At 65.9% G+C, this 19318-nt stretch carries 21 protein-coding genes; 9 read left to right on the top strand and 12 right to left on the bottom strand.

Annotation, left to right across the window (positions count from 1 at the left end):
* Positions 1–15: 15 nt before the first annotated feature.
* Positions 16–981: a 4-hydroxybenzoate octaprenyltransferase gene (gene ubiA / locus N5A93_RS13390; RefSeq protein WP_268955607.1), complete on the bottom strand. Its 966-nt coding sequence runs from the start codon at positions 979–981 to the stop codon at positions 16–18.
* A gap of 11 nt (positions 982–992) precedes the next feature.
* Here ubiA and N5A93_RS13385 point away from each other — a divergent pair, with 11 nt between their 5' ends.
* Genes N5A93_RS13385 through N5A93_RS13375 form a run of 3 tightly spaced genes read left to right on the top strand, consistent with a single transcriptional unit; the run spans position 993 to position 3661 of the window.
* Positions 993–1718, top strand: a complete 726-nt coding sequence (locus N5A93_RS13385) for a 16S rRNA (uracil(1498)-N(3))-methyltransferase (RefSeq protein ID WP_268955606.1) — start codon at positions 993–995, stop codon at positions 1716–1718.
* Complete coding sequence (locus N5A93_RS13380; protein WP_268955605.1) at positions 1715–2239, top strand: hypothetical protein; 525 nt, start codon at positions 1715–1717, stop codon at positions 2237–2239. The genes N5A93_RS13385 and N5A93_RS13380 overlap by 4 nt, the downstream gene beginning before the upstream one ends.
* Positions 2240–2290: 51 nt before the next feature.
* Positions 2291–3661: a glutamate--cysteine ligase gene (locus N5A93_RS13375; RefSeq protein WP_268955604.1), complete on the top strand. Its 1371-nt coding sequence runs from the start codon at positions 2291–2293 to the stop codon at positions 3659–3661.
* A gap of 94 nt (positions 3662–3755) precedes the next feature.
* On the opposite strand, the gene plsY is transcribed toward N5A93_RS13375, so the two are convergent.
* Genes plsY through N5A93_RS13350 form a run of 5 tightly spaced genes read right to left on the bottom strand, consistent with a single transcriptional unit; the run spans position 3756 to position 7570 of the window.
* A complete protein-coding gene (gene plsY / locus N5A93_RS13370) occupies positions 3756–4361 on the bottom strand; it encodes a glycerol-3-phosphate 1-O-acyltransferase PlsY (RefSeq protein WP_268955603.1) in 606 nt (201 codons plus the stop codon).
* A complete protein-coding gene (gene pyrC / locus N5A93_RS13365) occupies positions 4361–5641 on the bottom strand; it encodes a dihydroorotase (protein ID WP_268955602.1) in 1281 nt (426 codons plus the stop codon). Before pyrC ends, plsY begins: the two co-directional genes overlap by 1 nt.
* Entirely contained in the window at positions 5638–6066 is a 429-nt protein-coding gene (locus N5A93_RS13360; RefSeq protein ID WP_268955601.1) for a hypothetical protein, read from the bottom strand. The genes pyrC and N5A93_RS13360 overlap by 4 nt, the downstream gene beginning before the upstream one ends.
* A 20-nt stretch (positions 6067–6086) precedes the next feature.
* Positions 6087–6623, bottom strand: coding sequence for a hypothetical protein (locus N5A93_RS13355; RefSeq protein ID WP_268955600.1), 537 nt, complete (start codon positions 6621–6623; stop codon positions 6087–6089).
* Positions 6620–7570, bottom strand: coding sequence for an aspartate carbamoyltransferase catalytic subunit (locus N5A93_RS13350; RefSeq protein WP_268955599.1), 951 nt, complete (start codon positions 7568–7570; stop codon positions 6620–6622). Before N5A93_RS13350 ends, N5A93_RS13355 begins: the two co-directional genes overlap by 4 nt.
* A 116-nt stretch (positions 7571–7686) precedes the next feature.
* Between N5A93_RS13350 and N5A93_RS13345 the strand changes: the two genes are divergently transcribed.
* Genes N5A93_RS13345 through moaB form a run of 4 tightly spaced genes read left to right on the top strand, consistent with a single transcriptional unit; the run spans position 7687 to position 10260 of the window.
* Positions 7687–8496, top strand: coding sequence for a uracil-DNA glycosylase (locus N5A93_RS13345; protein WP_268955598.1), 810 nt, complete (start codon positions 7687–7689; stop codon positions 8494–8496).
* Positions 8493–9092, top strand: coding sequence for a metallophosphoesterase family protein (locus N5A93_RS13340; RefSeq protein WP_268955597.1), 600 nt, complete (start codon positions 8493–8495; stop codon positions 9090–9092). The genes N5A93_RS13345 and N5A93_RS13340 overlap by 4 nt, the downstream gene beginning before the upstream one ends.
* Positions 9089–9712: a LysE family translocator gene (locus N5A93_RS13335; protein ID WP_268955596.1), complete on the top strand. Its 624-nt coding sequence runs from the start codon at positions 9089–9091 to the stop codon at positions 9710–9712. Before N5A93_RS13340 ends, N5A93_RS13335 begins: the two co-directional genes overlap by 4 nt.
* Positions 9713–9717: 5 nt before the next feature.
* Entirely contained in the window at positions 9718–10260 is a 543-nt protein-coding gene (moaB, locus tag N5A93_RS13330) for a molybdenum cofactor biosynthesis protein B (RefSeq protein ID WP_268955595.1), read from the top strand.
* 35 nt (positions 10261–10295) lie between these two features.
* Here the strand turns inward: moaB and N5A93_RS13325 are convergent, their stop codons facing one another.
* Positions 10296–11102: a protein-disulfide reductase DsbD domain-containing protein gene (locus N5A93_RS13325; protein WP_268955594.1), complete on the bottom strand. Its 807-nt coding sequence runs from the start codon at positions 11100–11102 to the stop codon at positions 10296–10298.
* A 135-nt stretch (positions 11103–11237) separates the two neighbouring features.
* Here N5A93_RS13325 and N5A93_RS13320 point away from each other — a divergent pair, with 135 nt between their 5' ends.
* Positions 11238–11804 (top strand): YqgE/AlgH family protein, encoded by a 567-nt coding sequence (locus N5A93_RS13320; RefSeq protein WP_268955593.1) that lies wholly within the window; start codon positions 11238–11240, stop codon positions 11802–11804.
* 9 nt (positions 11805–11813) lie between these two features.
* On the opposite strand, the gene N5A93_RS13315 is transcribed toward N5A93_RS13320, so the two are convergent.
* From N5A93_RS13315 to N5A93_RS13295, 5 genes are read right to left on the bottom strand one after another with little or no spacing between them, the layout of a single operon-like run.
* A complete protein-coding gene (locus N5A93_RS13315) occupies positions 11814–13091 on the bottom strand; it encodes an amidohydrolase family protein (RefSeq protein ID WP_268955592.1) in 1278 nt (425 codons plus the stop codon).
* Positions 13091–14035, bottom strand: a complete 945-nt coding sequence (locus tag N5A93_RS13310; RefSeq protein WP_268955591.1) for an ABC transporter permease — start codon at positions 14033–14035, stop codon at positions 13091–13093. Before N5A93_RS13310 ends, N5A93_RS13315 begins: the two co-directional genes overlap by 1 nt.
* 3 nt (positions 14036–14038) lie before the next feature.
* Positions 14039–15088, bottom strand: coding sequence for an ABC transporter permease (locus tag N5A93_RS13305; RefSeq protein WP_268955590.1), 1050 nt, complete (start codon positions 15086–15088; stop codon positions 14039–14041).
* Positions 15078–16643 carry an ABC transporter ATP-binding protein gene (locus tag N5A93_RS13300; RefSeq protein WP_268955589.1) on the bottom strand — a complete coding sequence of 522 codons (1566 nt, stop codon included), beginning with the start codon at positions 16641–16643 and terminating at the stop codon, positions 15078–15080. Before N5A93_RS13300 ends, N5A93_RS13305 begins: the two co-directional genes overlap by 11 nt.
* The gene (locus N5A93_RS13295) at positions 16644–17684 is read right to left on the bottom strand and encodes a BMP family protein (RefSeq protein ID WP_268955588.1); all 1041 of its coding nucleotides are present in this window, start codon (positions 17682–17684) and stop codon (positions 16644–16646) included. It lies immediately after the preceding gene.
* 320 nt (positions 17685–18004) lie between these two features.
* On the opposite strand from N5A93_RS13295, the gene N5A93_RS13290 reads away from it, so the two are divergent.
* A complete protein-coding gene (locus N5A93_RS13290) occupies positions 18005–19276 on the top strand; it encodes an MFS transporter (RefSeq protein WP_268955587.1) in 1272 nt (423 codons plus the stop codon).
* The last annotated feature ends 42 nt before the right edge of the window (positions 19277–19318 follow it).

Here is a 19318-nt window from a genome sequence, read left to right as displayed (position 1 = left end):
CGGCAACGAGTGCAATCACAGCACCAGCGCGACGGCGAAAAACGGCAAGGGCAGAAGACCCGCATCGCGGTTCGAGCGAAACAGCATCAGCAACCGGTCGTTGTCGTCCAGGTCCAGCCTGCGCATCTGCCACTGCATGTGCCAGCCCATGGCCCAGGGACCGAGCAACGCCATCAGGAGCGCCGGGGAGCTGTCCCCCACCGCCGCCATGATCACCGCAAGCGATTGCAGGGCGACGCTCAGGATCAGGAACACCAACAGCCATTTCGGGGTGCGTGCGCCAAACAGCCGCGCGGTGGATTTCACCCCGATCAGCGCGTCGTCCTCCTTGTCCTGATGGGCATAGATCGTGTCGTAGAAGAGCGTCCATGCGATCCCCCCGAGGTACAGAATCACCGCCGGCCATTCCAGCCGCCCGGTATGCGCCGTCCAGGCCAGAAGCGCGCCCCAGTTGAATGCCAGACCAAGGAAGACCTGCGGCCACCAGGTGAACCGCTTGGCAAAGGGATAGATCGCCACCGGCACCAGCGCCAGCACCCCTAGCGCGATCGCCGCCACGTTGAAGGTCAACAGGATGCACAGCGCCACCAGCGCCTGCGCCACCAGCCAGGCCAGCGCCTGTTTCACGCTCACCTGCCCCGACGGAATCGGCCTTTGCGCGGTGCGCGCCACACTGCCGTCGATATGGCGGTCGGTGATGTCGTTCCAGGTACACCCGGCCCCGCGCATCAGCCACGCGCCGATGCCGCAGCCCGCGAATATCCACAGATCGTGCCAGCCGGCGCGCCCGTCATGCAGCATCCCCAGCAAAAGCCCCCACCAGCAGGGCAGCAACAGCAGCCATGTGCCGATCGGCCGGTCGGCCCGCGCCAGCCGCAGATAGGGCCTTGAGCGCGGCGGCGCCAGACGGTCCACCCAATTGCCGGTGACCGCGTCGGCCACCGGAGCCGAGGCCTCTGGCGTCTGGTTCTTGCCGGTCATATGGTGCCCTCATGACGGATGTGAAGATCAGGCTTTTTGTAGATCACCCCTTGGGGGAAGGGCAAACGGTTCCTCTGGATCGCGACCAGGCGCATTATCTCTTCGGGGTGATGCGGCGCGGTGCAGGCGATGCGGTGCTGCTGTTCAACGGGCGCGATGGCGAATGGCTTGCCACCGTAGCCGAGGCGGGCAAACGCGCAGGTTCGCTGGCGTGCGTTTCGCAATCGGGGCCGCAGCGGATGCCGCCGGATCTCTGGCTGCTGTTCTCGCCAATCAAGAAGGCCCGCACCGATTTCATCGTCGAAAAGGCCGCCGAGATGGGCGCGGCGCGGATCCTGCCCGTTCAGGCGGATTTCACCAATTCCGAACGTATCCGGCGGGATCGCCTTCAGGCCCATGCCGTCGAAGCCGCCGAACAATGCGGCGGCACCTATGTGCCCGAGGTCTGCAACCTGCAAAAGTTGGATCGCCTGTTGTCGGACTGGCCCGATGACAGGCAGCTGATGTTCTGCGATGAGGCGCTGGCCGGGACAGCCGCATCGCTCAGCGATACGACAGGTGACAAATGGGCGATCCTGATCGGGCCGGAGGGCGGCTTTTCACCCTCTGAGCGCGACCGGCTCAATGCCCTGCCCTTCGCCCATCCCGTCAGCCTCGGCCCGCGTATCCTGCGCGCCGATACCGCCGCCGTCGCCGCGATGACACTTTGGCAGTTGGCGCTTGGAGACTGGACATGAGTTTCGTTCGCCCCGAGGCCATCGCCGCGATCCGGCGCTGGCGCGAGGTCATCACCGGGATCGGCGTACTCTGCCTTGGCCTCTGGTGGATGCTGGGCACGACGGGGCTGTTGCATTGGCTGGGCTATGCCGTCTGCGCGATCGCCGCCGTGCTGATCGTCAGTGGCATTCAACGCGGGCGTTTTCGCGGTGATCGCGACGGGCCGGGCGTGGTCAGCGTGGATGAAGGTCGGATCGTCTATTTCGGGCCGTTGACCGGCGGCGCGGTGGCGCTTGGCGAAATCACCCGGATCTGCCTCGACCCGACCGGCAGGCCGCCGCACTGGACGATCAGCCAGCCCGGGCAGGCCGATCTGGCGATCCCGCTCAGCGCACGGGGCGCGGACGATCTGTTCGACGCCTTCGCGACGCTGCCCGGAATCCGCACCGAACGGATGCTGGCGCTGATGCGCCGCCCAGGCGATGACCCTGTCGTGATCTGGCACAAAACGGACAGCCGGCCCGCATTGACACCCCGGTGAAATAGGGCCACTTGTGGCAGCCATTGACGCGCGCAAGGCAGGAGAACGTTCATGTCCATACCCCAATCAGGCGGCGGGCCCATCGAGCGGCATGAACAGCTCGCGGAATACCTCGAAAGCGGCTGCAAACCGCCCGAGGACTGGCGCATCGGCACCGAGCACGAGAAATTCGGCTATTGCAAGGACACGCTCAAACCCATCCCCTACGAGGGCGAGCGCAGCGTTCTTGCTGTACTGGAGGGCCTGCGCGACCGGCATGGCTGGGCGCCGCTGGAAGAGGCGGGCAAGCTGATCGGCCTCACCAAGGAGGGTGCCAATGTCAGCCTTGAACCGGGCGGGCAACTGGAACTGAGCGGCGCGCCTCTCGAGTCGATCCACGAGACCTGCGACGAGGTGAACGCCCATCTGCGCGACGTGAAGGATATTGCCGACAAGGTCGGCGTCGGCTTTATCGGGCTGGGTGCGGCGCCGGTCTGGGAACACGAGGCGATGCCCCGCATGCCCAAGGGCCGCTACAAGCTGATGACCGATTACATGGATCGCGTCGGCACCATGGGCAAATCCATGATGTATCGCACCTGCACTGTGCAGGTGAACCTGGATTTCGGCTCGGAAGCGGACATGGTTCAGAAAATGCGCGTGGCACTGGCGTTGCAGCCGGTGGCCACCGCGCTGTTCGCCAATTCACCCTTTTTCGAGGGCAAGCCGACCGGCTTCAAGTCATGGCGCGCGCGGGTCTGGCGCGATCTGGACCCCGACCGCACCGGCATGTTGCCCTTCGTCTTCGACGAGGGCTTCGGATTCGAGGCCTGGGTCGAATACGCGCTCGATGTGCCGATGTATTTCGTCTATCGCGACGGGGTCTATATCGACGCGCTCGGACAATCCTTCCGCGACTTCCTGAAGGGCAAGCTGCCCGCGTTGCCGGGGGAAAAACCGACCCTGTCGGACTGGGCCGACCACCTGACCACCATCTTCCCGGAAGCTCGGATCAAGAAATTCATCGAGATGCGTGGCGCCGATGGCGGGCCATGGCGGCGGCTCTGCGCGCTGCCCGCGTTCTGGGTGGGGCTGATGTATGACCAGTCCGCGCTCGATGCGGCCTGGGACCTGGTCAAGCACTGGGATGCCGAAACCCGCGATGCGCTGCGGGTGGCGGCGGGCAAGGATGCCTTGCAGGCCAGGGTCAACGGCATCGACATGCATGAGCTGGCGCGCGAGGTGCTGGCGCTGTCGGAGGCCGGGCTGAAGGCGCGGGGGTGCAGCGGGGCGGACGGGATGATCCCGGACGAGACCCATTTCCTCAATACGCTGAAGGAAAGCGTCGAAAGCGGGCAGGCACCCGCCGACGAGCTGTTGGCGCATTACCATGGCGATTGGCAGGGCGATCTAAGCCGGATTTATTCCGAATATTCCTACTGATTTGAAAACACTGTAAAAACCGCTTCGGCATCGCGGCGGCTTTACGTCGGTATCGCGTCGGTATGGTTTCGGTATCCTGCCCGGCGCACAGGAGTCACTTCTGGCCGATCTTCGGCTCGGTGCCCGCGCGGATGCGGGCGATGTTGCTGCGGTGGCGCCAATAGACGAGCAACGTCAGGATCACCCCCAGCAGGAAAATCTGCGTCTGCCCCAGCAGCACGATCCAGATCGTCGACATCGCCGCGGCGGTGATCGCGGCGAAGGACGACATCCGCTTCCAGAGCGCGGCGGCAAGCCAGGTCAGGCAGCACGCCACCCCGACCGGCCAGGACAGCGCCAGCAGCAGCCCGAGGAAGGTCGCGACGCCCTTGCCACCCCTGAAGCCCAGCCAGACCGGATAGCAATGGCCCAGGAATGCCATGAGCCCGGCGATCTGCGCGGCGTCCTCGCCGGTGATCTGGCGCGCCAGCAGCGCCACCGCCGCGCCCTTGCCGCCATCCAGCAGCAGCGTCGCCGCCGCGGCCTTCTTGCTGCCGGTGCGCAGCACGTTGGTCGCACCGATATTGCCCGAGCCGATCTCGCGCAGGTTGCCCAGATTCATCACCCGCGCCAGCACCATCCCGAACGGCACCGACCCCAGCAGGTAGCCAAGAACGGCCCAGAGGATCAAAAGCGTCGCGGTGGTCTCGATGGGGGGCATCAGGGGGCCTCGAAAACAGGTCGTCCGGCAACATAGGTCGCGCGCACCTTACCCTGAAGGCGCTGACCGTCAAACGGGGTGTTCTTGGATTTCGACCGGAGCGTGGTGCGATCCATCACGAAAGGCTTGTCGGGGTCGAACAGCACCAGATCGGCGGGCGCGCCCGCCGCGATCCGCCCCGAAGCAAGCCCCAGCCGCTTCGCCGGGTTGAGCGCCATCGCCCGGAACAGCGCCGGCAGGTCCAGATCGCCCGAATGATAGAGCCGCAGCGCGGCGGGCAGCAGCGTTTCCAGCGCCACCGCGCCGCTGGCGGCTTCTTCGAAGGGCAGGCGCTTGGATTCCTCGTCCTGCGGCGTGTGCATCGAGGAAATCACATCGATCAGCCCGCTGCGAACCGCCTCGATCACCGCCTGCCGGTCGGATTCGGAACGCAGCGGCGGCTTGACCTTGAAGAAGGTGCGATAGTCGGCCACGTCCATTTCATTTAGCGTCAGGTGATGGATCGAGGTGCCCGCGGTGATGTCGAGCCCGTTGCGCCTGGCGCGTTCGAGCGCGGGCAAGGCGCGGGCGGTGGTGATCTGGTCGGCGTGATAGCGCGCGCCGGTCATTTCCAGAAGCGCGATGTCGCGATCAAGCCCCATGCGCTCGGCCATCGGCGAAACGGCGGGCAAGCCGCGCAGCGACGCGAACTTGCCACTGGTGGCCGACGCCCCCGCGCTCAGCCCCGGTTCCTGCGGATGGGCGATGATCAACGCGCCAAGCGCACGCGCATAGGTCATCGCGCGCGACAGGACCTTGGTGTTGGTGACAACATGGTCGCAATCGGTGAAGGCCACGGCCCCGGCATCCATCAGGAAGCCGATCTCGGTCATCTCGCGCCCCTCGCGGCCCTTGGTCAGCGCCGCCATCGGCAGCACATGAACCGGCCCGGCGGCATTGGCGCGCCGCGCGACGAATTCCAGCGCCTCGGGGCTGTCGATGGAAGGCTGGGTGTCGGGCCGTGTGACCATCGTGGTCACGCCCCCGGCCGCCGCCGCCAGCCCGGCGGAGCGATAGGATTCCTTGTGCCGCTCGCCCGGTTCGCAGACCTTGACGCCGATATCGACGATCCCCGGCGCCAGGCAGTGCCCGGCGCAATCCACCACCTCGTCCGCCGTTGGCGCATCGCGCCCGGACCCGACGGCCTTGATCGCGCCCTGCTCGATCAGCAGCCAGCCGGGCGCATCGGTGCCCTGTTCCGGGTCGATCAGGCGGGCATTGGTGAAAAGCGTGCTTGTCATGCGTTGGCTCCGGTCATCGCGGTCTCGATCCGGGCACGGGTGGCGTTGCGGTCGGCCTGGTATTTCAGAAGGTGCTTGTCGCCGCCCCGCGTAACCAGCTGCACCGCGCTGCCAAGGGTGCGGATCGTGGCGATCTCGCTCAGCGGCACGGCGCGGCCCTGCGGCCCCAGAAGGCGGCGGTCGGTGAGGTCCCAACGGGCCTGCATCTCGTCGGAGGCCACATAGAAGCCGCGCACCGCCACAGCCGCCAACCCGCCGATGGCCCCGGTCCAGACATGCGGGTTGCCGATGGCCCAGAGAATCACCATGCCCCCCGCCATCGCCACGGCAGCGATCCAGGCATGGTCGCGCCAATAGGCGCCCTTGTCAGGGTGAAAGGCATGGATCACCTGTTCGCCCGGCGCCAGCCGGGTCGTGGGGGTCATGGAATGAATCAGCCCGTCGCTCATGCCGCTATCCAGATCATGATGGCCACCAGCAGGAACAGCACCAGAAGCGCGATGCCGGCGATGCGCCCTGACATGGCGGCATTGCTCGGGGCGGGTTTGCCCCCGGTGTTGCCCTTTGCTCCCTCGGATGGCAACGGCGCGAAGCTGACGGGTTCGGCGCGCTCGTCAAGCGTTGCGACAAGGCGCAAGGGATGCCGCGGCGTCAGAGTCTGGCCCTGCCCTCCAAAGGCGCGCGACGGAATGACCAGGACATGCCCCGTCAGCGCATCGAGCCGCCCGCGCAGATCGCTGAGCGTTTCCTTGGCCACGCCGTGGCCCTCTTCGAGGTAATGCACAAGGCCCAGTTCCTCCAGGTCCGACACCGCAAAGAGTTCGACCTGGGCGCTGTCCAGCGTCTCGGCCCCAAGCGCGCGCTTCAGGGGCCAGCTGCCATTGTGGCGATTGAAGGCCGCGATCTCATCCTCGGGCAGATCGACGACGAAGACCCGCACGACGCCATGTTCTGTCGGCTTGATCTCGATCTTGTCGGTCATGCGAGCACCTCGCGCGGGCGGGCGCGCAGGTTTCGTGCCAGCAGGTCCATCGCGGCCATGCGCACGGCGACGCCCATTTCCACCTGTTCCTGGATCACGCTGCGATTGATGTCGTCGGCGATCTCGCCGTCGATCTCGACCCCGCGATTCATCGGCCCCGGATGCATGACGATGGCGTCAGGTTTTGCATATGAGAGCTTTTCGGCGTCGAGCCCGTAGCGGAAGTAATATTCGCGCTCGGAAGGGATGAAGCCGCCATCCATGCGCTCGCGCTGAAGGCGCAGCATCATCACCACGTCGACATCGCGCAGGCCTTCCTTCATGTCGTCGAAAACCTCGACCCCGAAATCGGCGATCCCTGCGGGCATCAGGGTCGGCGGGCCGATCAGGCGCACGCGGTTTTCCATCTTGCCCAGCAGAAGGATATTCGAGCGCGCCACCCGGCTGTGGGCGATATCGCCGCAGATCGCGATATTGAGCCGATGCAGCCGCCCCTTGGCGCGCCGGATCGTCAGCGCGTCCAGCAGCGCCTGGGTAGGGTGTTCGTGGCGCCCGTCCCCGGCATTGAGAACCGCGCATTTCACCTTTTGCGACAAGAGGTCGACCGCGCCGGAATGCGGGTGGCGCACGACCAGAAGGTCGGGGTGCATGGCGTTGAGCGTCATCGCCGTGTCGATCAGGGTTTCGCCCTTCCTGATCGAACTGGCCTGCATCGCCATGTTCATCACATCGGCGCCAAGCCGCTTGCCCGCCAGTTCGAAACTGGCCTGGGTGCGGGTCGAATTCTCGAAGAACATGTTGATCTGGGTAAGGCCCGCCAGGGCGTCGGCATGTTTCATTTCGCGCCGGTTAAGGGCGACATATTGCTCGGCGAGGTCCAGAATCGTCGTGATCTCGGTGGGGGCAAGGGGTTCGATTCCCAGCAGGTGCGAGTGTGAGAAGGTCATCCGCCGCTCCGTTCCGTGATCCTGACCGCTTATAGAAAGCGCCGGGGCAAGGGGCAAGGTGTGGCTGTGCTTTGCGTGCTTCCAAGTCGTGCATGGGGGCGGTAGCCTGTGGCGCAATGGAATCGGCTTATCAACATCACGCCGCGCGGGCGCTTCTGGACTGGCAGATCGAGCTTGGCGCGACCGAGGCGATCTGCGATGCGCCGGTCGATCGCTATGGGCTGCCCGCCTCGCTGCCCAAACCGGCTGCTGCCGGTGCGCCTGCCGGTGCGCCTGCCGGTGCCGCCGCGCCGCGCCCGGCCCCTGCCGCGCCCGATGCCGACCCGGTCGCGGCTGCGCGCGCGGCGGCGGGCGCTGCCGACAGTCTTGAGGCGCTGCGCGCCGCGCTGGCAAGCTTCGAGGGCTGCGATCTCAGGCGCGGGGCGCGCAACCTGGTCTTTGCCGATGGCAATGCGGATGCAAGCGTGATGATCATCGGCGAGGCGCCGGGGCGCGAGGAGGACCGCGAGGGGCGGCCCTTTGTCGGGCGCGCGGGGCAGTTGCTGGACCGGATGCTGGCCGCGATCGGCATGGCGCGGGACGCGACCGACCCGGCAAAATCGGTCTATATCACCAATATCCTGCCCTGGCGCCCGCCCCAGAACCGCGACCCAAAGCCCGACGAGATTGCCATGATGCTGCCCTTCATGCAGCGCCATGTCGATCTGGTGGCGCCCGATATCATCGTGTTGATGGGCAATATCTCCTGTCAGGCGGGACTGGGGCGGCGCGGCATCACACGGCTGCGCGGCAACTGGACCGAAAGCTATGGCAAGCCGACGCTGCCCATGTTCCACCCCGCCTATCTGCTACGCACACCTTATGCCAAGCGCGAGGCCTGGGCCGACCTTCTGGAACTGCAGGCGCGACTGCGAGGCAACGCATGAAGATCCTGGGTTTTTCCGATCTGCACCATTCGGCACAGAAGGCGAAAATCCTGGTCCGGGCCAGCCGGACAGCCGACCTCGTGATCGCGGCGGGCGATTTTTGCAACACGCGCGGGGGCCTCGATGCGGCGATGCAGCTGCTCAGCGAGATCGCCGCGCCGCTTGTGGCTGTGCCCGGAAATCACGAAAGCGCATCCGAACTGGCCGCCGCCGCGCCGGCGGGAACGACCGTGCTCCATGGCGAGGGCGCCAGCTTCGACGGGCTGGAGCTGTTCGGGCTGGGCTATGGCGTGCCGGTCACGCCCTTTGGCGACTGGTCCTGCGATCTGACCGAGGAGGAGGCCGAGGCGCTGCTCTCACGCTGCGAGAGCGCCGATATCCTGATCACCCATTCCCCGCCCAAGGGACTTGGCGACATGACCTCGCAAGGCGCTTCGGTGGGCTCGGACGCGATCTGCGCGGCGATCGGGCGGCTGGAGCCGCGATTGGCACTCTGTGGGCATATCCATGACAGCTGGGGCGCGACCGGCAGGATCGGGCAGACGCAAGTGCATAACCTTGGCCCGGAGCCCAACTGGTTCGAGATCCCGGCATGATGGACCCCCTTGTCCTGTTGGCCTTCGTGCCCGCCGCGCTGGCGCTGAACCTGACGCCGGGGGCGGATATGATGTTTTGCCTCGGGCTGGGATTGCGGGCAGGGCCGCGCGCGGCGGCCGCGGCAAGTGCCGGTATCGCGGCGGGCGGCATCGTGCATGTCACGCTGGCGGGGCTGGGCCTCGGCGCGGCGGTGGCGGCGATGCCATGGCTCTTCGATGCGATCCGCTGGATCGGGGTGGCCTATCTTCTGTGGCTGGCTGCCGGGGCGCTGACCCGTTCCGCCATGCAGGCTGCCACCCCGCTTGCGATGCCGGCCCGCCGCGCCTTTCGCGACGGGCTGATCGTCAACCTGCTCAATCCCAAGGTGATCCTCTTCGTGCTGGCCTTCGTGCCGCAATTCGTCGATCCTGCGCGCGGCGCGATCCTCGGGCAGTTCCTGATCTTCGGGCTGATCCTTGCCTTCGGCGGGCTTGTCATCAATACCGCCGTCGGCGTTTTCGCGGGCGGCCTCGGGCGGCGGCTGGCCGGTTCGGCGCGGTTTACACGCGGGCTGGGCTATGCGAGTGCGCTGATATTCGCAGGGCTCGCCGCGCGCCTTGCCCTTCTTCAGAGGAGTTGACCCACATGAGCCGTATCGACGAAAGCACCGATTTCGTGCCGATCAGGATCGCCGTGCTGACGGTCAGCGACAGCCGCGATATTTCGGATGACCGCTCGGGCGAGGTGCTGGTGAACCGGATCGAGGCGGCGGGCCACGTGCTGGCCGACCGGATGATCGTGCGCGACGAGCGCGACCAGATCGCCGACCAGCTGCGCGAATGGATCGCCTCGGACAAGGTGGATGTGGTGATCTCGACCGGGGGCACCGGCCTGACCGGGCGCGACGTGACCGTCGAGGCGCATCGCGATGTCTATGAAAAGGAGATCGACGCCTTCGGCACGGTCTTCACCATGGTCTCGATGCAGAAGATCGGCACCAGCGCCATCCAGTCGCGCGCCACCGGTGGCGTGGCGAACGGCACCTATCTTTTCGCGCTGCCCGGCAGCCCCGGCGCCTGCAAGGATGCCTGGGACGAAATCCTGTGCAAGCAGCTGGATTACCGCCACAAGCCGTGCAATTTCGTCGAGATTCTGCCGCGCCTTGATGAGCATCTGCGGCGCAAGTAACCACGCGCCGCCCCCCATCGGTCTGCACTGCGCGGTCAGCGCGCCGGACAGCCCCGGATATCCACAGCCCGTTGCCCGCCGATCACGGTGATGCGAATGGCTGAGCGATCCAACGCGAAGGCGTCGCCCTCGACATGGTAAAGCTCGGTGCTGGCAACGAGCCTTTCGCCATCACGCTCGGTCCGGGGCTGCGCCACCCAGATCGCGTCATCCCCGGCCTCGACCACGGCGATCTCGTCATGCCCGATCGCGGGCATCCGCATCTCGGCGGTCAGTTGCAAACCACCCTCCACCGGAGTGACCGTGCAGCGCACATCCTTCACACCCGCCTCCTGCGCCGACTCCGGGCGCGAGGCGAGCGCCGCGACGATCTGCGGATCGCGGCGGGTTTCGCCATGCGGCAGCTCCTGTGACAGGCTCAGTGTGACCGGCACGCAGATATCCTTGCACACGCCCATTTCGATTTTGCCTGACAGGCTGATCGGCTCTCCCTGCGCCCGGGGCGTCAGCGTCAGCGGCAAGGTCACGGTATCGCGATACCCGATCGCGCGCTGCCCGCCCTGATCAATGGCGCGTGGCGTCGGCCAGGTAATCTGCACCCCGGCAAGGTTGCGCGATCCGCGCCAGTCGAAGCGCGGCGGAATGCCCGCATCGCCCGGCGCACGCCAATAGGTTTTCCAGCCATCCTGCATGGTCAGCTGCAACCCGGCCACATGTTGGCCGTCCTGCTGGCTCCAGCCGGTCAGGATACGGGCCTTGATCATGGCCTCCTCGGCATGAGCCGCCAGGGATGTCAGGGAAAGACCGCACAGGGCGGCAAGAACGGGAAGGATATGTTTCATCATGTCATTCAAATGGGCGATCCGGGCTGAAATGCCAATTCACTTTACAGCGAGAAATGTCACAAGCCGCGCCGGGCAGCGCTTGAACTGGCGGCGTCGCGCCTCCATTGTTGAAGAAGCAACCGGAGCCCAAGCTTGACCTCGGATATCGACCTTACCGGAAAACTGCTGATCGCCATGCCGGGCATGGGCGACCCCAGATTCGAGCATTCGCTCGTCTTCATGTGCGCCCATTCCGACGAGGGCGCGATGGGGCTGGTCATCAACAAGCCCACCACCGACCTGCGGCTGAGCGATCTTCTGGACCAGCTGACGATCAGCCCCGGCGACGACATGCGCAACCTGGCGGTGCATTTCGGCGGTCCGGTGGAACACGGGCGGGGGTTCGTGCTGCATGATTACGGATATCACTCCTCGATCTCGACGCTGGACGTGAACGACGATTTCGCCATGACGGCCACGCTCGACATTCTCGAGGACATGGCCGAGGGGCGCGGGCCGACCCATGCGCTGATGGCGCTTGGCTATGCCGGATGGGGGCCGGGGCAACTCGAGGCCGAGATCGCGCAGAACGGCTGGCTGACCTGCGAGGCCGACAAGGCGCTGGTCTTCGAAACCCCCGATCACGGCAAATGGGAGGCCGCGCTCAAGACGCTGGGTGTCGATGCGCTGGCCCTGTCGGCCAGCGCCGGGCGGGCCTGAGGCGCGCGCTCAACCGGCGGTGTGGCGGCGGCGCACCGTGCCGGGGCGGCCGGGCAGCGACAGGGCGGCGTCCTCGCGCGCCGTCCGGCTGATCACCTTGCCTTTCGACACCACCGCCAGGCGCGCGGGGCGCAGGCGCAGCGCCTCGATGGGTGCGCCCGCATCCAGCACCACGAGCGAGGCGCTCTTGCCCGGCGCAAGGCCCAGGTCATCAAGCCCCATGATGCGCGCGTTCTGCGTCGTGACCATGTCGAAGCAGCGGCTCATCTCCTCGGGGCTGGTCATCTGCGCCACATGCAGCCCCATGAACGCCACATCCAGCATGTCGCCGGTGCCCAGCGAATACCAGGGGTCCAGCACGCAATCCTGGCCCCAGCCCACGGTAATCCCATGCGCCTGCATCTCCTTGACGCGGGTCAGGCCGCGGCGCTTGGGATAGGTATCGTGGCGGCCCTGCAGGGTGATGTTGATCAGCGGATTGGGGATCGCGGCGATCCCGGCCTCGGCCATGAGCGGGAGCAGCTTGGAGACATAGTAATTGTCCATGGAATGCATCGAGGTCAGGTGACTGCCCGCCACCCTGCCCTGCAAGCCAAGGCGTTGCGCCTCGAAGGCCAGCGACTCGATATGGCGGCTCATCGGGTCGTCGGTCTCGTCGCAATGCAGGTCGACCATAAGCCCGCGCGCCGCCGCGATCTCGCAGAGTTCGCGCACCGAGCGCGCGCCCTCGGCCATGCTGCGCTCGAAATGCGGGATGCCGCCGACCACGTCGACGCCCATGTCGAGCGCGCGCAGCGTGTTGGCGCGCGCCGTCGGGTCGCGGTAGAAGCCGTCCTGCGGAAAGGCCACCAGCTGCAGGTCGATATAGGGGCTGACGCGTTCGCGCACCTCCAGCATCGCCTCGACGCCCAGCAGGCGGTCGTCGCAGGTATCCACATGGCTGCGGATCGCCAAGAGGCCCATGCTGGCGGCCCAGTCGCAATAGGTCAGGGCGCGCGCGACCATCTCTTCATGCGTCACGACGCGCTTCAGCTCGCCCCAAAGGCCGATCCCCTCCAAGAGCGTGCCCGAGGCGTTGATGCGCGGCAAGCCATAGGAGAGCGTCGCATCCAGGTGGAAATGCGGATCGACGAAAGGCGGGCTGACCAGATCGCCCGCCGCCTCGATCACTTCGCCCGCCTCGGCGCCGGACAGATCCTCGACAGCGGCGATGCGGTCGCCCCGGATGCCGATATCGGCGATACGACCATCGGGCAGCGTGCCGCCCTTGACGATCAGATCGAACATCAGCGTTCTCCCTTGTTGAACGGCACCATCAGGGCGGCGGGCACCTCGGCGCGGCGCGACATCACGATCAGCGCCAGGATGGACAGGAAATAGGGCATCATCAGGAAGACCTGATAGGGAATGTCGGCGCCAAGCGGGGTTTGCTGGATACGGATCTGCAGCGCATCGAAGGCCGCGAACAGGATCGCCCCCAAAAGCGCCTTGCCGGGTTTCCATGCGCCGAACACCACCAGCGCGATGCAGATCCAGCCGCGCCCGTTGACCATCTCGAAAAAGAAACTGTCAAAGGCCGACATGGTCAGAAATGCGCCCCCGACGGCCATCAGCCCGCTGCCCACCATCACCGCGCCCATGCGGATCGCGGTGACCGAAAGCCCCTGCGCCGCTACCGCCGCGGGGTTCTCGCCCGCCGCCCTGAGCGCCAGCCCCAAGGGCGTGCGATACAGCACCAGCGCCACCACCCCGACCAGGATGAACGCCAGATAGGTCAGAGGCGTCTGCGCGAAAAGCGCCGGACCGATCAGCGGAATTTCCGACAGAAGCGGTATCTCGAAGGGCTGGAACGCCTCGATCTTGGGCGGGCTCGTGACCTCGGGCAGCGCCAGCCTGTAGGCGTAATAGGTCAGCGAGGTTGCCAGCAGCGTCACCCCCAGCCCGACCACATGCTGCGAGAGGCCAAACGGCACCGTCAGCAGGCTGTGCACCAGCCCGAAGAGCATGCCCACCGCCATCGCCACCGCCACGCCTGTCCAAAGGCCGGTGCCCGAATAGACCGCCATCCAGCCGGCAAAGGCGCCGGCCACCATGATCCCCTCGATCCCGAGGTTGAGAACCCCGGCACGCTCGCAGATCAGTTCGCCCAGGGTGGCGAAGATCAGCGGGCTGGCGATGCGGATCGCGGCAGTCCAGAAACTGGCGGAAAGCAGGATATCGAAAAAATCCATGGCCTATTCCCTTACCACGCGAAACCGGGTCAGCAGGATCGCGACCACCATCAGCAGGAGCGCGGTCGCCAGCATGATATCCGCCAGATAGCTTGGCACGCCGACGGCGCGGCTCATGCTGTCGGCGCCCACGAAGATCCCCGCCACAAAGAGCGCCGCCGCCACCACGGCCAGCGGATTGAGCAGCGCCAGCATGGCCACGATGATCCCGGTGTAGCCAAAGCCGGGGCTCAGATCGAGCGTGAGGTTGCCCTTCAGTCCAGCGACTTCGGAAAAGCCCGCAAGCGCCGCCAGCCCGCCTGACAAAAGGGCGGTCTTGATCAGAACGCGGTTCACCGGAATGCCCGCGAAACCCGCCGCTTCACGGTTCAGCCCGACGGCGCGCATTTCATAGCCCAGCGTCGTACGCCGCTCGATCACCCAGATCACACCAGCCGCGATCAGCGCAAGGCCGAACCCCCAATGCAGACGCAGCCCATCCACGATGCGCGGCAGGCGCGCTTCGGCGATCAGAGGCTCGGATTTGGGCCAGCCCATGCCCATCGGGTCCTTCAATGGCCCCTCCAGCAGCATCGAGACGAACAAGAGGAAAATGAAGTTGAAAAGGAGCGTCGTCACCACCTCATCGACGCCGAACCGCACCTTCAGAAGTGCGGGAACCAGCAGCACCAACGCCCCCGCCAGCATCGCCGCGATGACCATCACCGGCAACAGGGCAAAGCCGCTCCAGGGCAACAAGCCGGTGCCCAGCACCACCGTCATCAGCGCCCCGGCATAAAGCTGCGCCTCGGCACCGATATTCCACAGACGGGCGCGAAAGGCGACAGCCACGGCAAGGCCGGTGAAGATCAGCGGCGTGGCGCGGTTGAGCGTTTCGAGCAGCGCGAATTTCGAGCCGAACGCGCCCTTGATGATCAGCCCCAGCACCAGGAGCGGATCACCCCCGGCGACCATCGCCAGCAGCGATGCGACCACCACGGTCGCTCCGATCGCGATCGCGGGCGGCACGGTGTTGCGCCAGAACGACGGCCTGGCGACGGGTTCAAGACGCATCGGTTGTCTCCTGCTCCAGCGCCTCAAGGGCGTCGAACCCCTGGCCCGCCATCCAGACTCCCAGCTCGGCGGGACTTTTCGCGCCGCGGGCGAACCCGGGCGAGAGGCGACCTTCGGAAATGACGTGGATCACATCCGAGAGGGCCATGATCTCGTCAAGGTCTTCGGAAATCAGCAGCACCGCAGCACCCCGGTCGCGCGCTGCCAGAAGTTGCCCGTGAACATAGTTGACCGCGCCGATATCCAGCCCGCGCACCGGCTGATTGGCCAGGATGATGCGCGGCGCGGCCTCGAGCACGCGGCCAAGGATCAGCTTTTGCATGTTGCCGCCGGACAGCAGGCCGATCCGCGTGCCGGGGCCGGGGCAGCGCACATCATATGTGTCGATGATCTGGCGGGTGAAACGTTCGGCGCGCGCCCAGTTCATCCAGCCCGAGCGGCTGTAGGGGGGCTGCGCATAGGTTTCCAGAATGGCATTTTCCGTGAGGTCGAAACCGGCGATTGTGCCGGTCCTGTGACGATCCTCGGGGATGCGCGCGATGCCCGAGCGCACCGCCGCGCGTGGCGACCAGCCATCGGGATGCGCGCCGTGCAGCTCCATGCGGCCGGTTTCGGGGCTGATAAGCCCGCCGATCAGGTCAGCCAGCGCGCCCTGCCCGTTGCCGGAAACCCCGGCGAGCCCGGTGATCTGCCCCGCCCTGAGCGCCAGTGACACCGATCTGAGCCCCGGCGCGTTGCCCCGGTCGGGCGTCGTGACAGCGTCAAGCTGCATCAGCACCGCGCCGGGGCAGCCCGGCTGGACATGCGGGGCGTTGACCTCGGTTCCGACCATCAGCGCGGCCAGTTTCTCCTTGTCGACCTCGGCAATGGGGCGCTCGGCCACCAGCTTGCCGTGGCGCAGGATCAGAACCCGGTCGGAAATGGCCATGACCTCGTGCAGCTTGTGGGAAATGAACACCACCGAAAGGCCCAGCCTGACCGCCTTGCGCAAGGTGGCGAACAGGTCCTCGGTCTCTTGCGGGGTCAGAACCGCCGTCGGCTCGTCAAGGATCAGGATGCGGGCATCGCGGTAAAGCGCCTTGAGGATCTCGACCCGCTGGCGCTCGCCCACGGTCAGGCTGCCGACCCTTGCATCCAGATGCACCTGAAGCCCGAAATCCGCCGAAAGGCGAGCCAGCTTGTCGCGCGCCGCTGCGCGATCAAGGCTGAGCGCAAGCAGGCTTTGCGTGCCAAGCGTCACGTTTTCGAGCACGGTCATGTTGTCGGCCAGCGTGAAATGCTGATGCACCATGCCCACGCCCGCATCCAGCGCCGCGCGCGGATTGCCCGGCGGCAGGGTGCGGCCGAACACCTCGACCGTGCCTTCGTCGGCCGTGTACTGGCCGAAAAGGATATTCATCAGGGTCGTCTTGCCCGCGCCGTTCTCGCCCAGAAGGGCGATCACCTCGCCCTCATGCAGCGACAGGCTGATCGCGTCATTCGCGACCAGCTTGCCGAAGCGCTTGGTGATGCCGTCAAGGCGCAGGACGAGCCGCGCCGCCCCATTATCAGTCATTCAGGATGACTTGGGTTCTTCGTCGTTGATCTCGACCGTGAAGTCGCCCGACAGGATCTGCGCGCGGCGCTCCTCGACCAGGTCCAGCGCGGCCTGCGGCACCTTGTCCTCGAACGTGCCCAGCGGTGCCAGTGAACAGCCGCCCTCCTTCATGAAGGAATAGACCCCGTAATCGGCCGCCTTGAACGTGCCCGCCTGCACTTCGGCGATGGCCTTGTCCAGCGTCGGTTCGAAATGCCAGATCGCCGAGGCGACCACCGTATCGGGGTAGTCGGCCTGCGTGTCGATGACGTTGCCGATCGCCAGGATATCCTTCTCCTGCGCCGCGTCCGAAACGCCGAAGCGTTCGGCGTAAAGCATGTCGGCGCCGTTCTCGATCATGGCAAAGGCGGTTTCCTTGGCCTTGGGCGGATCGAACCAGCTGCCGATGAAGCTGACCTGGAAGGTGATATCGGGATTCATCTCGCGCGCACCGGCCATGAAGGCATGCATCAGGCGGTTCACTTCGGGGATCGGAAAGCCGCCGACCATGCCGATATTGGCGGTCTCAGTCATCGACCCGGCGATGATGCCGCTCAGATACGAGGCGTCCTGAATGTAATTGTCGAACACCGCGAAATTGCCCAGCGCATCGTCTTGCTTGAAGCTGGAGCCCATCAGGAAGGCGATGTCGGGATATTCCGCCGCGACCTCGCGCGCCTCCTGCTCGACGGCGAAGACCTCGCCGATGATCAGCTGATAGCCCTGCTCGGCATATTCGCGCATCACGCGGGCGTAATCGGTGTTCGAGACATTCTCGGAGAAAACATATTCCACGTCGCCCCGCGCCTGCGCGGCGGTGGCGGCCTTGTGGATGCGGCTGACCCATTGCTGCTCGACCGGCACGGTATAGACGCCCGCCACCTTGAGCGGCTCGGCCGCGCGCGCCATCCCCGGCAGGCCCGAGGCCGCCAGCGCGACGACAAGCGCGCCACCCGCGGTGCTTCCCAGGAATCGGCGGCGCGACAGGCCCCCGGCAACAGCTTTGCGTGATTGATCCATGTGGTGATCCCCCTTGTTGTGAGCTTCGCGCCCTGATGTTTGACCAAACGGTAAACTCATTTATGCTTTCTGCCAATAGACGGCAGCACCCCGCATGGAGTCCAGAGCCCAAAGCCTGTTTTCTGTGCGCCCGATCCCGATATGCACTTCGTTTGTGCATTCACGGCTCTGACAGCGGTTCAAGGCGCTGCGGATCGGGACCCGAGCCGGGGAAATGTCGCAAAATGTGACGCAGGCGGCGTTCATGCGGGGACAGGGACAGACGCACTGTGTAACGCCCCGTTCAGGAAGGGATTTCCACGGGCCGGAAAGGACGCTTCATGATTCAGGTCTTGTCCACAGTCTGGGCCCTTTTGCTCGGCATCGTCTTCATCATGCTGGGCAATGGCATGCATTTCACGCTGATCGGCCTGCGCGGCGGGATCGAGGGCTTCTCGGCCTCGGAACTGGCGATCATCACCTCGGGCTATTTCGTGGGCTTCCTGTCGGGCGCGCGCCTCAGCCCGGGTATGATCCGGCGCGTGGGGCATGTGCGCGTCTTCGCGGCCCTGGGCAGCCTGATGTCTGCGGGGCTGATCTCCTTTCCGCTGCTCACCGAACCCTGGGCCTGGACGGTGCTGCGCCTTCTGGTGGGTTTTTGCATGTCCGGCGTCTATGTGACCGCCGAAAGCTGGCTCAACGACGCCGCCAACAACGAAACACGCGGCAAGGTCCTGTCGGCCTACATGATCGCGCAGACACTTGGCATTATCGGCGCGCAGGGCCTGCTGACCCTTGGCGATGCGGGCACCGCCGTGCTGTTCATCGGGGCCTCGGTGCTTGTCTCGCTCTCGCTGACGCCGATCCTTCTGTCCGTCACCCCTGTTCCCGCCGCCGAGGTGGCGCGCCCGATGCCCCTGCGTGATCTTTTCAAGGGCTCGCCCCTTGGCACGGTCGGGATCTTCCTTCTGGGCAATGTCTATGCAACGCAATCGGGCATGGGCGCCGTATTCGGCACTCAGATCGGCCTGACGGCGGCCCAGGTTGCGCTGTTCGTGGCGATGCTCTTTGCGGGGGCGCTCTTGATGCAATACCCGATCGGCTGGCTTTCGGACCGCATGGACCGGCGCAAGCTGATCTTCGGCGCCGCCGCCCTGGGTGCTGTCTCCTGCGCCGCCGGGTGGATCACCGGGGGCGGGCTGTGGCCGCTGATGGCATCCGCCTTCTTTGCAGGCGGGGTGACGACGCCGCTTTATGCGCTGTTTCTGGCATATACGAACGACACCCTTTCCGCCGAGGACATGCCCGCCGCGTCCGGCGGCCTCGTCTTCACCTTCGGTCTCGGGGCCATCGCCGGCCCGCTTGTGACAGGCTGGGCCATGCAAGGCCTCGGTCCGTTCGCGTTCTGGCTGGTGCTCGGGGCAACCTTTGGCGCCATCGCTCTTTATGCAGCCTATCGCATGACACAGCGCGCTGTCGTGCCGGTCGAGGAAACCGAAAGCTACCTCGGCGTTCTGCCGACCGCATCGACCGTGGCCGTGGAAGCCGCCAGCGCCTGGTCCGCCCAGCAGGCCGAAGCCGAGCGCGAGGCCGAAGACGACGGGGACACCTGACCCCAACGCGACGAACCGACGTTCCGACCAGCCCCTCGCACG

The organism is Roseovarius salincola (assembly GCF_026891095.1).
In the GTDB taxonomy this organism is placed as follows: domain Bacteria; phylum Pseudomonadota; class Alphaproteobacteria; order Rhodobacterales; family Rhodobacteraceae; genus Roseovarius; species Roseovarius salincola.
The sequence above is the reverse complement of the archived record's forward strand: the minus strand, read 5'-3'. Positions and strand labels throughout refer to the sequence as shown.

What these genes read in the sequence shown, in the direction of transcription:
- N5A93_RS13345 (WP_268955598.1), top strand. Translation starts at nt 7,687, where the DNA reads ATGGAATCGGCTTATCAACATCACGCCGCGCGGGCGCTTCTGGACTGG.
- N5A93_RS13325 (WP_268955594.1), bottom strand. Translation starts at nt 11,102, where the DNA reads ATGAAACATATCCTTCCCGTTCTTGCCGCCCTGTGCGGTCTTTCCCTG.
- N5A93_RS13350 (WP_268955599.1), bottom strand. Translation starts at nt 7,570, where the DNA reads ATGACCTTCTCACACTCGCACCTGCTGGGAATCGAACCCCTTGCCCCC.
- N5A93_RS13290 (WP_268955587.1), top strand. Translation starts at nt 18,005, where the DNA reads ATGATTCAGGTCTTGTCCACAGTCTGGGCCCTTTTGCTCGGCATCGTC.
- plsY (WP_268955603.1), bottom strand. Translation starts at nt 4,361, where the DNA reads ATGCCCCCCATCGAGACCACCGCGACGCTTTTGATCCTCTGGGCCGTT.
- N5A93_RS13360 (WP_268955601.1), bottom strand. Translation starts at nt 6,066, where the DNA reads ATGACCCCCACGACCCGGCTGGCGCCGGGCGAACAGGTGATCCATGCC.
- ubiA (WP_268955607.1), bottom strand. Translation starts at nt 981, where the DNA reads ATGACCGGCAAGAACCAGACGCCAGAGGCCTCGGCTCCGGTGGCCGAC.
- moaB (WP_268955595.1), top strand. Translation starts at nt 9,718, where the DNA reads ATGAGCCGTATCGACGAAAGCACCGATTTCGTGCCGATCAGGATCGCC.
- N5A93_RS13375 (WP_268955604.1), top strand. Translation starts at nt 2,291, where the DNA reads ATGTCCATACCCCAATCAGGCGGCGGGCCCATCGAGCGGCATGAACAG.
- N5A93_RS13355 (WP_268955600.1), bottom strand. Translation starts at nt 6,623, where the DNA reads ATGACCGACAAGATCGAGATCAAGCCGACAGAACATGGCGTCGTGCGG.
- N5A93_RS13335 (WP_268955596.1), top strand. Translation starts at nt 9,089, where the DNA reads ATGATGGACCCCCTTGTCCTGTTGGCCTTCGTGCCCGCCGCGCTGGCG.
- N5A93_RS13295 (WP_268955588.1), bottom strand. Translation starts at nt 17,684, where the DNA reads ATGGATCAATCACGCAAAGCTGTTGCCGGGGGCCTGTCGCGCCGCCGA.
- N5A93_RS13385 (WP_268955606.1), top strand. Translation starts at nt 993, where the DNA reads ATGACGGATGTGAAGATCAGGCTTTTTGTAGATCACCCCTTGGGGGAA.
- N5A93_RS13310 (WP_268955591.1), bottom strand. Translation starts at nt 14,035, where the DNA reads ATGGATTTTTTCGATATCCTGCTTTCCGCCAGTTTCTGGACTGCCGCG.
- N5A93_RS13300 (WP_268955589.1), bottom strand. Translation starts at nt 16,643, where the DNA reads ATGACTGATAATGGGGCGGCGCGGCTCGTCCTGCGCCTTGACGGCATC.
- pyrC (WP_268955602.1), bottom strand. Translation starts at nt 5,641, where the DNA reads ATGACAAGCACGCTTTTCACCAATGCCCGCCTGATCGACCCGGAACAG.
- N5A93_RS13340 (WP_268955597.1), top strand. Translation starts at nt 8,493, where the DNA reads ATGAAGATCCTGGGTTTTTCCGATCTGCACCATTCGGCACAGAAGGCG.
- N5A93_RS13305 (WP_268955590.1), bottom strand. Translation starts at nt 15,088, where the DNA reads ATGCGTCTTGAACCCGTCGCCAGGCCGTCGTTCTGGCGCAACACCGTG.
- N5A93_RS13315 (WP_268955592.1), bottom strand. Translation starts at nt 13,091, where the DNA reads ATGTTCGATCTGATCGTCAAGGGCGGCACGCTGCCCGATGGTCGTATC.
- N5A93_RS13380 (WP_268955605.1), top strand. Translation starts at nt 1,715, where the DNA reads ATGAGTTTCGTTCGCCCCGAGGCCATCGCCGCGATCCGGCGCTGGCGC.